The sequence below is a fragment of the Acinetobacter harbinensis genome, assembly GCF_000816495.1.
GTDB lineage: Bacteria > Pseudomonadota > Gammaproteobacteria > Pseudomonadales > Moraxellaceae > Acinetobacter > Acinetobacter harbinensis.
Genome location: NZ_JXBK01000001.1, coordinates 2,362,533 through 2,376,097 on the forward strand (window position 1 = coordinate 2,362,533; position 13,565 = coordinate 2,376,097).

Sequence of the window (13,565 nt, forward strand, 5' to 3'; positions counted from 1 at the left end):
TATTAAGCACAGGTCCTCAGTATGTGGTTTACTCGAATAAGTGTTAAATATCCTGTCTTTACCATCATGATGATGTTGTGCTTAATGGTCTTGGGTCTCGCCTCTTGGCAGCGCATGGGCGTTGAAGAATTTCCAGATGTCGATTTTCCATTTGTGGTGGTGTATACCAGTTATGCTGGCGCCTCTCCGGAAACCATTGAATCTGAAATCACCAAGAAAATGGAAGAACAGATCAATACCATTTCTGGTTTAAAACAGGTGATTTCCCAGTCAAGTGAAGGCCTATCGACCATTATTGTCGAGTTTAATTTGGATGTTTCTTCTGCTGTTGCGGCACAAGATGTACGCGATAAGATCTCTTCTGTCAGTGCACAATTCCGCGATGAAATTCAGGACCCAGTAGTTGAGCGTTATGACCCTACAGCCAATGCCATCATGTCGATTGTGTTTGAATCCGAAAATCTATCGTTACGTGATTTAAGTTCCTATTTAGAGCAACGTATCACGCCTCAACTTCGGACTATTTCAGGCGTCGGTGCCGTCAACTTACTGGGTGATGCACAGCGGCAAATTCGCATTGAAGTGGATCCGCATAAATTACAAAGCTTTGGTCTGGGTATTGATCAAGTGATTAACACATTAAAAAGTGAAAACATTGAAGTTCCGGGCGGAACCTTAAAACAATCCAGCTCTGAGTTGGTGGTGGAAATAAAATCTAAAGTGCTGCATCCGCAATCATTTGGGGATTTGATCATTGCCAATAAAAATGCTGCGCCCATTTTTTTAAAGCAAGTGGCCACCATTCGCGATACGCAGGCAGATTTAGAATCCAGTGCCTATTTAAATGGCAAAGCCGCGATAGCAATTGATATTTTACGCAGTGCGGACGCCAACGTGGTTGAAGTGGTCGATGCCACCTATAAAACCATCGCTGAGATTGAGCAACAATTGCCGGCCGGTACGGTGGCCAAAGTGGTGGTGGATAACTCCAAAGGAATTCGTGCCAGCATTAAAGATATTGCCCGTACCATTGTCGAAGGCGCCCTACTGGCGGTATTGATTGTATTGCTATTTTTAGGTTCCTTTCGCTCCACAGCCATTACCGGTTTAACCCTGCCGATTTCTTTATTGGGTACGCTCACGTTTATTTGGGCCTTTGGTTTTTCCATCAATATGATGACGCTGCTGGCACTGTCTTTAAGTATTGGCCTGTTGATTGATGACGCCATTGTGGTGCGGGAAAATATTGTCCGTCATGCCGATATGGGCAAAGATCATGTCACAGCCGCTTTAGACGGTACTCAAGAAATTGGACTGGCAGTTTTAGCCACCACATTGACCATCGTGGCGGTATTTTTACCGGTGGCCTTTATGGGCGGTATTATTGGACGTTTTTTCTATCAATTTGGCGTCACGGTCAGTGCGGCAGTGTTAATTTCCATGTTTGTCAGCTTTACCCTCGACCCCATGTTGTCTGCACATTGGGTTGAAAAACATGATCCAAACAAGAAACCGAATAGCGTGAAACGCTTTTTTAATTGGGTCTCTAGTAAACTCGATAACTTAAGTCATTACTATGAAAAACTGCTCAAACTGGCGTTACATTTTCGTGTGATTACCCTGTTGGTGGCCATCGCTTCGCTATTTGGCGCATTGGGCTTATCTAAGCTGATTGGCACCGAATTTGTGCCGGTGCCGGATAAAGGTGAAATTCGAATTAAGTTTGAAACCCCTGTTGATGCATCCCTTGAATACTCCCAAGCCAAGTTACTGCAAGTGGAACAGATTATTCGCCAGAATCCTGAAGTGCTTAATACCTATGGGATTATTAACGGCGTGACCGATCGCGGTAAAAACCATATCAGCCTGCGAGTAACGGTTACACCAAGGCAACAACGCAAACAAACCCTTAACGACTTAAACAATCAATTTCGTCAGCGATTACAATCGGTGGCAGGAATTATGGTGACCTCTGTCGCCTCTGCCGATGAAGTGGTGTCTGGCGGTCAAAAGCCCGTGCTGATCTCGATTAAAGGTCCAGACTTAGCCGAATTACAAAATATCTCCAATCGCTTTATGGCAGAAATTGCTCAAGTCAAAGGGATTGTCGATTTAGAAAGTTCACTTAAAGCACCGAAACCCAGTTTAAATATAGACATTAATCGTCTATTGGCCAGTGATTTAGGCCTGTCGGTCAATCAGATTGCCAACGTGATTCGTCCGCTCATTGCCGGCGATAATGTCACCTCTTGGCAAGATGAAAAAGGTGAAAGCTATGATGTTAATCTGCGTTTAAGCGAAAAAAATCGCAGTCTGCCACGCGATATCGAAAACCTTTATTTAAGCTCGCAAAAAACTGATGCTTCGGGACAACCTATTTTAGTTCCCTTAAGCAGTGTGGCCTCATTTAAAGAAAGTTTTGGTGCATCACAGATTAATCGTCGCGATTTAGCCCGTGAAGTGTTGGTAGAAGCCAATACTGCTGGCCGCCCTGCAGGCGATATTGGTCAAGACATTCAAAAAATTCAACATGAGTTTAAATTACCGGCAGGCTATAGCTTTGATACTCAAGGTGCCAATAAAGATATGGCGGAATCAGCCGGTTACGCCCTGACGGCGATCACATTATCCATTGTCTTTATTTATATTGTCTTGGGTTCACAATTTAATAGTTTTATCCATCCTGCAGCGATTATGGCCTCCCTGCCACTGTCTTTAATTGGCGTATTTTTAGCATTATTCTTGTTTAATTCGACCATGAATTTATTCTCGATTATCGGCATTATCATGTTGATGGGCTTGGTCACTAAAAACGCCATTCTATTGATCGATTTTATTAAAAAAGCCATGGATCGTGGTGTCGATCGCTATGAAGCCATTATTGATGCGGGTAAAACCCGCTTACGTCCCATTTTAATGACCACCAGTGCGATGGTGATGGGCATGATTCCTTTAGCATTGGGCTTAGGTGAAGGCGGCGAACAAAGTGCCCCGATGGCGCATGCGGTGATTGGCGGCGTCATCACCTCCACCTTGTTAACTTTAGTGGTGGTGCCCGTGATCTTCACTTATCTAGATGACTTTAAGAATTTTATGCTGCGTCAAATACGTAAAATCATGGCATAATTCAATCAATTCACTTGAGGGGACATTCTAAAATGTTCACCTCATTTTTTTATCGTATACTCTTATGCTTTAACGCTTAATTATCAGGACAGTTTCCATGCGCGCGAGTCGCTTTTTATTTGCCACCCTAAGAGAAACCCCCAGTGATGCCGAAGTTATTTCACATCAGCTTATGTTACGTGCGGGAATGATTCGTAAATTGGCTACGGGTTTATACACTTGGTTGCCAATGGGCGTACGTGTGCTAAATAAAGTCGAGGCGATTGTCCGTGAAGAGATGAACCGCGCAGACGCACTTGAAGTTTATATGCCGGTCACTCAGCCCTCTAGTTTATGGCAAGAATCAGGACGTTTTGTCGAATATGGTCCAGAACTTCTACGCTTTAAAGACCGCCATAACAACGATTTTGTACTTGGCCCGACGCATGAAGAGGTCATCACCGATCTTGCTCGTGGCGAGTTAAAAAGCTACAAACAACTGCCGATTAATTTCTATCAAATTCAAACCAAATTTCGTGATGAAGTACGTCCGCGTTTTGGCGTGATGCGATCACGTGAATTCACCATGAAAGATGCTTACTCATTTCATGTTGATCAAGCTTCGCTGCAAGAAACGTATGATGTCATGTATGACACTTACTGCCGCATCTTTACGCGTTTAGGTTTGAATTTCCGTCCAGTACAAGCGGACACTGGCTCAATTGGGGGTTCAGGTTCACATGAGTTCCATGTCTTGGCCTCAAGTGGTGAAGATGATATCGCTTTTTCTAGCGACTCCGACTATGCCGCCAATGTGGAAATGGCTGAAGCTATTTTGGTTGGTGAGCGTAAACCGGCCACTCAAACCCTGAACCTAGTGGATACGCCAGAGCAAAAAACCATTGCTGAAGTTTCGAGTTTCTTAAAATCTGATCCAGCACAATCCGTAAAGGCCTTGTTGGTACAAGGTGTTGCTGATGATCAAGGTCACGCACCTGTCGTGGCACTGTTTTTACGTGGCGATCATGAACTGAATGAAATTAAAGCTGAAAAACATGCCGCCATTGCCGCCCCTTTAACTTTTGCCACTGAAGAGCAAATTTCAGCGCTCGGTTTAAGCAGCGGTTTTATTGGTCCACAAGGTTTAGTTGAAAAAGGCTTAACCGTGATTGTCGACCGTGCCGCATCCGTTCTATCCGATTTTATTGCAGGTGGCAATGAAGTGGATAAACATGCGATAGGCGTAAACTGGGAGCGTGATGCACGCTTTAGCGAGGTGTATGACCTGCGTAATGTGGTTGAAGGCGATCCATCTCCAGATGGTCAAGGCACCCTTCAAATTAAACGCGGTATTGAAGTTGGTCATATTTTTCAATTGGGTCAAAAATACTCTGAAGCTTTAAACTGTAAAGTACTCGGTGAAGATGGCAAACCGCTTGTAGTGACCATGGGATGCTACGGCATTGGGGTGACGCGTGTGGTGGCTTCTGCTATTGAACAAAATTTTGATGATAAAGGCATTATTTGGCCTATGGCGATTGCACCTTTTGAAGTCGCTATTGTACCGATGAATGCGCATAAATCACCACGCACTTTAGAAGCGGCTGAAGCACTGTATGCCGAACTACAAGCTGCAGGTTATGATGTCCTATTGGATGATCGTAATGAACGTCCGGGGGTTAAATTCTCAGATCTTGAATTGACCGGTATTCCACACCGCATCGTGATTGGTGAAAAAGGCTTGGATGCAGGTACCTTTGAATATAAAGGTCGTACTGACAGTGAATCCGTCAATATCAGTAAAACAGAACTGCTGGCTAAAATTGCCAAATAAACTGTCACTTATTTAAGTAAAAAAAATCCCGCTCAAGGCGGGATTTTTTTCAACTGTAACTTAGCAAAATTTTAAAGAACCAAAACAGTTCCGATATGCCGGTGCAAGTGTCGTAATATTACCGGCTTTGGCATTGCCATTTTGTACCATATTCGACATTAAGCTGGTTAAAGAGTCATTTACATTGAGGGTAAAAGCATCTTGTAAATACATTGACCAACCTTGCCCGACCGCTTTTTCATACCCCGGATATTTAATCCCACCCGCTAACGAGGTCAGGGCAATGCCAAATAAATTTGAATTGACATCAAGTTGATGCACATTGTTTAAATTATAAGGCAAAACATAAGCATTTAGATTATTGGTCAGTAAGGTGTTATAGGCTGCATCACTTAACGAGCCTTGTACAGGAACAGCCAGACCTAGACCCGTCAATGTTTGCTGTTTCATATAGGTCTGAATACCGCCGACCAATAAAGGCAATAAAGCATTTGAAATACCTGCACCCGTCAATATATTACAGCCCCCAAATATAGAATCACCACACGATTGATTGACTTTCAATCCTGCCACCACATTATCCACGGTGGTTCCTAATCCTAAATTCGCAATTCCCACTTGAGTTAATCGGGTGCCATTTAAGGAGGCATTTGCATTGGAGGATGCTGCTTTGGTATCAATGGTTAAATCTCGATAGCGAACTTTAGCAAGATCTAAATTTAAAATTTCTGCATCTTTAACCCCTAAAAATGCAGAGGCTTGAGTGTAGCCAGACCCGAAAGAAGTTGAAAATTTTGACGCATCAATATCGGCACAATTTGCCGTACCTCTTTGACAGGTCACCGCAATATTTTGTTGTGCAGAAATATTCAAATTGGTTAATCCACTTAAATAACCACTAAAAGATTTCATATCCCCAATACTCATCGGGCCTTCTGCTTTTTCAGCACCTACCCGTATACCGACTACTTCTCGTGTTGCGGCTTGATCGCCGCCTTTAATCGCAAACTGAAAGAAGGGATTGGTTAAGACAAAATCTTTTAAAGCCGACTGATTGGCAATCGTATTATTGGAATCTAATCCTGTGGGCTGGCCTGGTAGCGTTGTCGGTAAAGTAATACAGGCACCCATTGGATTGGTGACACAACCAAAAGATAGCTCAGAGATATCAATATCACACGCGCCTGCGCCATTTGCACCGCCACAGCCCAACTGTAAAGATTTAATATTGGTATTTAACGAAAGTTCTGCCTGCATGGCTAACTTAAAAAAATCTAATCCCTGCGTACTGTCTTTTTCTTTGACCAATGAGAATAGCGCTTGACCTGTTACATTGGCCAGTGAATCATCATCTAAATGCGTCATGGCATAACTCATACTGGATACACTAAATGCAGAAGCCACTAAGCCTTTTAATAATATTTTTTTCATTATATATCCCTATTTATAATGATCTTTTAAAGTATTGATGGTTTTATCTAGGCGTAATTCCTAAAGTGCTACGCATTGCCCCACCGGTGATGGCAAAATCTGCAACTTTTTGCATATTCCCTGACGGTGACATGGCCATTTCAGCGCGGAATACACGGCCGATATTGCCTGCATCAATTTGCGCCTTCGTTAAAAAAGTAGATGCATGATTAAAATTGACTTTATTGTCTAAAACCAAAGTATCTTTTTTGACAGAAACTCTAGACTCTAATGCCACTTGCCCTTGCAGTTTATTCAGATTGACACTAGAAGATGTTGTGCTGCCATTTTCTTTTAGATCTTCAGTAGTCACACTGATATAACTTCCCAGCACCGCCTGATTTTTTTTCTCAGCATCGGTTAAATCAGTAAATTCAAAATTGGCTTTTAGACTTAAAAAATTACTCTCTGGTGTCGCTGTAGATGAATTGACTCCAGGAATAATAAAGAGCTCTCCCTTACCATCCAATTTAAAAGCAATTGAACTAAGTACATCATCTTTACGGGCAAAATTATCAATCGGAACTACTTTTTGAGTACAACTGTTTACACCTGTAGGACAGTTATATAAAGAACCGGGTAATTGACCGATTGCTACTTCAGCCTTGGCAGCAAACAATAAATGGTCGGCTTTAATGTAAATACCATCATCTTCAAATCCAATCACGCCATCTGATTTTAAATAAGCATCGATATTACGTAAACCGGCATAGTAGTTGACTTCTTCGCCATGTGAACCCTGAGCACCATCCACCACAATAATTGAGGTGGTTGAAGGTGCATTGGTCTTTTTATCAATACCGTAGCCTTCAGTTGAAAAAGCTGTGTTATAACCCAAGCCAGACTTTATCGTATTGTTATAAGTATAATTCTTAGCAAATAAAGCTATATTTGCATTTAAATTAAAAACAGGAATACCAATCCCCCATTCACCGGAAGGACTGGTTATTTCAGCAATGGAGTTATCGGCAATAAAACGCGTTTTGCGTGCAATGGCTTGAAAGTCTAAGCCACGAATGGCGATTAAGGCCACATTCTGCCCACTATTTTCAGGGGTCAGGTTGTAGCTTAAATAATTATTTCCGGCCCCGAGCACTTTTTTAATATTGTCATTAATAATGAAACCTAAACTCTTAATTTGTGCTGTATTAATATAAATATCACCAAAATCAATATAGGCATTGCGTCTATTTAAATCTGAAACTGAAGTCGAATTACGAATCGTTAATGGCGATAAATTTGAAAACTCCAGTGCATAACTACCATGTCCGGTATGCCCAATTTCTAAAGTGGTCGGCGTATCTGTGGCTGTTAATAATGAATTACCAGCTCGTGTAAAATCAGCAGAGAGCCCCATATGTAAGCCACCTGCACCTGCAAATTCATAGCCTGTAGCGGTCTTGGTGGTTTCGATTAAGTCGGGTGCTGTGCGGCTTACCGAGTTAAATTCTGCCAGTCCATTTTGGTTGGCATTTAAAAAAACTTTGCCATTGGTGACTGCACCAGAGGCGCCCATACGAATTAAGTTTTTCTGATTACCAGCATTCGCTCCATAACGTAAATCAATATTGATCGCTGGATTTTTTGCGCCACTGCGACTCGGATCGACATCGGTTAAATCGGATACTTTGTGTAAATTGATTAGATGATCTGTTTGACCATCTTTACTTTTAGTGCTTAATACCATCCCCTCACTGGAGTCTAAATACAAATAACCATCTAAAGAAAAGTTAAAATTAAAATCTTTTAAGGTTAAAAATTTTCCGTTAAGCCCATAGCCTAAACTGGCATTTTGTAACTGAAAATCTAAATGGGCTTTTTCATCACGATTGAACAAGCCCGCAGAGGTTTGCAGAAAAATGTTTAATGGCGATAAAGTTGAAAGACTTAAAGTACCTAAATTTTGTGAAGGCGTCGTACAGTCTGCGGAAGTACACAGGAGCATTAACTTTTCAATGGTGGCTTCAAAAGGAGAGATGCTGGCTTGAATTTTCACTCCCGCACTTTGATCGGTTTTGCCTACATCAAAATCAAGCGTACTTTTAATGGTGCTTAGATTTAAACCTTTCACCTCAACGTTATGTAGTCCTAACTTCATACTGCCTGTATTGCTGTAATCTATCCAATTGGCCTGATCAATGGTGATTTTAGAGGTTTCGTAAGCAATGGATATTCCATCTTGACCAGTCACCGCACCTAATGAAGAATCATTGAGCTGCTCTAAGGCATGGCTATGTTGTGCTAAAAAAATACAGACCGTTAGTAATTTTAATTTCGTTATTTTTTTCATTCTAACCTCCTTGTTTTTTCGAATAATTTATTTAGCAACGACTGCCCGCTGTTCCACTACAGTTATAGCTAAAAATTTTCAAATTACCCGACATATGCAAGTTGCCATGTACATTAACCCCCATGAACCCCGTTTCAGCACCTTGATCAAAAGCAGGAACAACTTTATTGTTATCGTAAGTTGTATAGGTACTTTTATTTAAATAACCTTCTTCGGCATTACTCTCAACAGCTAAACTTGAAAAACCTAAATTTCTTATTTTTAAAGGTTTATTATCATAAAAAGTCAAATTTATCGCAGTTTGAGGATTGCCATCTTTGTTGATGATCGTTGAACCATCTAAAGAAAACTTATCGATTTGAATCGTGCCTTGAATTTGCTTAAACACCAACCACTTTTTATTGTCTATATTGCCTACTTTTTCAACATGATTATTCGGAGAAAATGCAAACCGGCACAGTACATTGGCAACACAATCATATTGATAATAGGCTCCGGAAGGATTACCCGCATTAATCAGCGTCAGATCTGAAATCTGTTTTTTACTCATATCATTGGCGTATTGATGATTTAAAGATAATGTCCAACTCAGATCGACGCCCCCTTGTCCGGTGACATCTAGCAGCTGAGCATTATCCAGATTCATTAATTCTGCATGAACTGTACCACTGAGCAATAAAACCATCGCAATAGATATTTTATTTAACATTTTACATCCCTATAAACCGGTAGTTTTAAACTTAAGGTGCTGAATTAAAACACCATCAATTGCTGCAGAGCCTAAGTTAACCGCTGTTCCTGCTCCATTTTTAAACATCACACCTGTGGCATTTACATCCCTATTGGCTTTTAATAAGTTACTGGTTGGATCGCGTGTCACACTGCCAATAGAAATACTGCTGTGTGTGGCATTGTTGCCTTGGTAGGTAATGGTATTTCCAGATGAGAGCAGCGAAGAACCATTAAATCCACAAGTATAGACATTGCAGGTCGAACCTTGATAGGGACTATTGGCAGATAAATTGCTATAAGGTGCTGTATAATCGGTATAAATTTTATTATAAATATTTGCCACATTCGGTATGCGCGTAATCTCAAGAATAATATTATTACCTTCAGAGCCTAAAATAAAAGGCTGATGAATACTTCCCAACACCAAATTAATATTGGGACTATATAAATATAAACCTTCTTGATTATTAAATAACGGCGCTTCCGAATTTTGTTTTAATGCCGGAGTAGAATAATTTCCATCATTTAAAGTGGCTGTACTTAATCGAATGGCTTTGCTGTTTAAATTACTATCTGTTGATTTTAAGTTTTCAGGATTATCATTGGTATTTAAACGTAAAATACTGGCCATGCCTAAAGTTTGATTATATTGCGGTGTAGTGGAGGACATGGTTTGGAAAAGTTTGACTTGTGATCCATTTAAACTCAGTCCATTGGCTACGAATTGTAGCCTCAAACGTTGGTTTTTATCTAAATCAACATCATTGGTCGGATCAGTAGTCATTGGTTTAGCCAATGGTGCACCTGTAATTGGATTAACACTATGACTGGAATTCCAGCTCCGTGAGAAAGCATCCAACCAAAAGCCCAACTTAATATTATTATCACTTTCATCGGCACTTACTTTCGCTAAAGGCGCCTCTAAAGCCAAATAACTAATATCCCCTGCGGTATTGGTACTAGAAAATTGTTGAATATTGTTGGCAATACCTGCTCGAAATAACCAAGGGTTAATTGCACTCCCCCAATCAAATCCATTATTACTAAATCGTTGATTTAAATTATTATTGCTGGCCGATAAAGCCAAACCATAAATAAAAATATCTGCTTTGGTTCTTTTATTGGCAGCATCAGCCGCACTTATCTTAAGATTGGCATAATTTTCCCCCGTAGGAATAATTCGAATAAAGCCTGTGTCATATTTTTCTGGATTAATCAGACCGACTTGGTTATAGCTTGAGGCACTGGACAGATCATTTGCGGCCTGAAAAACCATTTTAAAGTTTTCAGGGAACAGTGCCATACCCTCACCTGTGGTTTGTGCAAGATGATCATCTGACAAAGATTCAAGCGCATGAACTGATTGGCTAACCAGAAGAACAGCAATTACACTTGCCAAACAGAATTTTTTAAATCCTGTACTGCAACGTTGAGTCATCACGACTTTCCTTTTTATCAGATGCTCCGCATCATTATTTTCGTTTTATCCTAAACTTGGTATTACCGTTTTTATTTATTGGTCGTTACGACAATATTCTAACCAAGGATCTATCATTTTTTATTATGCTGAATATTTACTCAATTGCAAAAAAAATGGCTCAAATAGGGGCAATTTCCGATGAATGAATCGCACAAAAAACAAACGGACCCAAATGGTCCGCTTGTCGAATTATTTATATTTTACGCTTTAGGTAAAGTCACCCCAGTTTGACCTTGGTATTTACCGCCACGGTCTTTATAAGAAGTTTCACAGACCTCATCTGACTCAAAGAACAACATTTGCGCCACACCTTCACCTGCATAAATACGTGCCGGTAAGTTGGTGGTATTGGAAAATTCCAACGTCACATGCCCTTCCCACTCAGGTTCAAGTGGTGTCACATTCACAATAATACCGCAACGCGCGTAAGTCGACTTACCCAAACAAATGGTCAATACATTACGTGGAATACGGAAGTATTCAACTGTACGTGCCAAGGCAAATGAATTGGGCGGAATAATACACACATCAGATTCAATATCGATAAAGCTTTTATCGTCAAAATTCTTTGGATCGACAATGACGGAATGAACATTGGTAAATACTTTAAACTCACGCGCACAGCGCACGTCATAACCATAGCTTGAAACACCATAAGAAATCAGTTTTTCACCCGACTCATCATAACGCACTTGGTTTTCTGCATACGGTTCAATCATGCCGTGATTTTCGCTCATTTCACGAATCCAACGATCAGATTTAATGGTCATTCTGTCATCCAAAATAGTTAAAGCAGTTATTGCGCTGTACTTTAACTGAAATTGCGAATAATGAAAATGAGGAGAAGATTTTTTATAAAATCTCTGCCTTAATCTGCTCATTTTAAATGGGTTGAAATCACGCTAAAAACACACAAAATCAGCACGCAGATACGCTTAGAATTCCCTTTAAAAGCTTAACCTTATTTAAGCTTTTAAAGGTCAGTGTAGCGTGAATTGACGATCTTTAAAAAATTCGATTGCTGGCTTTGTGCATTGCAGGCAATTGATCTAAAATTTTCTGTGCAATGGCCATATAATTTTCAGCCGCATCATCACCGACAATTACCGAAGGTGTTCCTGCATCTGCATTTTCTCGAATCTTAACATTTAAAGGCAAACGCCCGAGTAAAGGAATGTGATATTTTTCAGACAATTGATCACCACCACCTGTACCAAAAATTTGCTCCTCATGCCCACAATTGGAACAAATATGTGTCGACATATTCTCAATCACGCCCATCACTGGAATCTGTACTTTATTAAACAGCTCAATGCCTTTCGTGGCATCCATTAAGGCGACATTTTGAGGTGTAGTAACAATAATAGCCCCAGTCACAGGAATACGCTGGGCAAGGGTTAATTGAATATCACCCGTGCCAGGCGGCATATCAATCATTAAAACATCTAAATCAGGCCACAAAGTCTGATTAAACAACTGCATCAATGCCCCCGTTGCTTTAGGACCACGCCAAGCCACAGGGGTATTATTATCACCAGTTAAGTGTCCAATTGATAAAACAGCCATGCCATAAGCATCAATGGGAACAAAATTTCCTGCTTCAATCATCGGCGTACGTCCGGCATTACCCAACATGGTGGGAATACTTGGACCATAAATATCAGCATCCAAAACACCAACTTTTAAGCCTAATTTTTGCAGTGCTAAGGCCAGATTGACCGTGGTGGTTGACTTACCCACGCCGCCTTTCCCCGAAGATACCACAATGACATTTTGAATTCGTGGATGTTTAGGGACATCTCTTTGTTGAGGTGCAGCTTTTTGAATTGGTGGATTATTGGGATCGGCTAGATTTGCTGTTTCCGCACTATTCGTCTTTTGCGAAGCATCGATTACCGGTGGAAGTTTGGGAGCAGCCGCAACAGAACTTTGATTCGATTTACTTGAACACTGGTGATCTTTTTTTGCATGTTCAGGATTAGAACAACTTTCACTTTGTTTTTGCTGAATCACGTGCAGATTCAACTCCTGAACACCACATAGCTCTAAAGCTTGCGCAAGGTCATCATGGATTTTTTGCAAAGAATCTGCTTCCGCAGGATAAGTATTGATGGTGATTTGTAGAACTTGACCTTCAATATTAATTTGCGTAATTCGATCCTTTAAAGCATCCTTTGAATTCGGCAGTAAGTAAGTTTGTAGTACATTCTGCACCGCTTCCTCTTTTACCTCTTGCGAGGGTGAAAAAACAGATTTAAGCGACGAAAGCCACGACATAAGTTACTCCAAGTACGTACATACAACTGAATAAGCTAGTGTAACTTCAAACAAGATGAAGGTTAAGTAAAGTTATAGATAAGTTTATCCAGCTCATTTAAAGCAGATCCTCTGCGTTGTCACCTGAACAGAAATCTATTCAATTTTACGCAGAAAGCAAAGTGACCGATTTTCCTTATTTTTGAGAAAAACCAGTTTCTCAATAAGATGCATCAAATGTGATGTTACAAAAAAATATCGTTTGTTAAAGTCAAGCCAAAGCAATCTATAAAACCAATATCTCAGTTATGTCTGATTTTTTGCCATTTGATTTTTTCAGGAAACTTTATGAACATCAAAGCAAATATATGATTCATATAAATTTTAAAATTAAAACC

Annotated in this window: 8 protein-coding genes; 2 read left to right on the forward strand and 6 right to left on the reverse strand. The window is 40.5% G+C overall.

The genetic code is table 11. The features are described from left to right. Positions 1-21 precede the first annotated feature (21 nt). Complete coding sequence (locus SE27_RS11025) at positions 22-3,126, forward strand: efflux RND transporter permease subunit (RefSeq protein WP_039623375.1); 3,105 nt, start codon at positions 22-24, stop codon at positions 3,124-3,126. 97 nt (positions 3,127-3,223) lie between these two features. Continuing rightward, the gene (locus tag SE27_RS11030) at positions 3,224-4,939 is read left to right on the forward strand and encodes a proline--tRNA ligase (RefSeq protein WP_039623377.1); all 1,716 of its coding nucleotides are present in this window, start codon (positions 3,224-3,226) and stop codon (positions 4,937-4,939) included. Between the two features lie 60 nt (positions 4,940-4,999). Here SE27_RS11030 and SE27_RS11035 read toward each other — a convergent pair whose 3' ends face one another. The 6 genes from SE27_RS11035 to apbC form a co-directional block, all read right to left on the reverse strand. Further along, positions 5,000-6,370, reverse strand: coding sequence for a hypothetical protein (locus tag SE27_RS11035; RefSeq protein WP_039623379.1), 1,371 nt, complete (start codon positions 6,368-6,370; stop codon positions 5,000-5,002). A gap of 43 nt (positions 6,371-6,413) precedes the next feature. Beyond that, on the reverse strand, positions 6,414-8,699 hold the full coding sequence (locus SE27_RS11040) for a DUF6160 family protein (RefSeq protein WP_039623381.1): 2,286 nt from the start codon (positions 8,697-8,699) through the stop codon (positions 6,414-6,416). Positions 8,700-8,730: 31 nt separating this feature from the next. Then, complete coding sequence (locus tag SE27_RS11045) at positions 8,731-9,408, reverse strand: DUF6160 family protein (RefSeq protein WP_039623383.1); 678 nt, start codon at positions 9,406-9,408, stop codon at positions 8,731-8,733. 9 nt (positions 9,409-9,417) lie between these two features. After that, the gene (locus tag SE27_RS11050; RefSeq protein ID WP_039623385.1) at positions 9,418-10,869 is read right to left on the reverse strand and encodes a hypothetical protein; all 1,452 of its coding nucleotides are present in this window, start codon (positions 10,867-10,869) and stop codon (positions 9,418-9,420) included. 242 nt (positions 10,870-11,111) lie between these two features. Then, on the reverse strand, positions 11,112-11,681 hold the full coding sequence (gene dcd, locus SE27_RS11055) for a dCTP deaminase (protein WP_039623387.1): 570 nt from the start codon (positions 11,679-11,681) through the stop codon (positions 11,112-11,114). Between the two features lie 235 nt (positions 11,682-11,916). Then, complete coding sequence (gene apbC, locus SE27_RS11060) at positions 11,917-13,188, reverse strand: iron-sulfur cluster carrier protein ApbC (protein WP_039623389.1); 1,272 nt, start codon at positions 13,186-13,188, stop codon at positions 11,917-11,919. Between the last annotated feature and the right edge of the window lie 377 nt (positions 13,189-13,565).

Coding starts and splice junctions, on each gene's coding strand:
- SE27_RS11025 (WP_039623375.1), top strand. CDS start 22: ATGTGGTTTACTCGAATAAGTGTTAAATATCCTGTCTTTACCATCATG.
- SE27_RS11030 (WP_039623377.1), top strand. CDS start 3,224: ATGCGCGCGAGTCGCTTTTTATTTGCCACCCTAAGAGAAACCCCCAGT.
- SE27_RS11035 (WP_039623379.1), bottom strand. CDS start 6,370: ATGAAAAAAATATTATTAAAAGGCTTAGTGGCTTCTGCATTTAGTGTA.
- SE27_RS11040 (WP_039623381.1), bottom strand. CDS start 8,699: ATGAAAAAAATAACGAAATTAAAATTACTAACGGTCTGTATTTTTTTA.
- SE27_RS11045 (WP_039623383.1), bottom strand. CDS start 9,408: ATGTTAAATAAAATATCTATTGCGATGGTTTTATTGCTCAGTGGTACA.
- SE27_RS11050 (WP_039623385.1), bottom strand. CDS start 10,869: ATGACTCAACGTTGCAGTACAGGATTTAAAAAATTCTGTTTGGCAAGT.
- dcd (WP_039623387.1), bottom strand. CDS start 11,681: ATGACCATTAAATCTGATCGTTGGATTCGTGAAATGAGCGAAAATCAC.
- apbC (WP_039623389.1), bottom strand. CDS start 13,188: ATGTCGTGGCTTTCGTCGCTTAAATCTGTTTTTTCACCCTCGCAAGAG.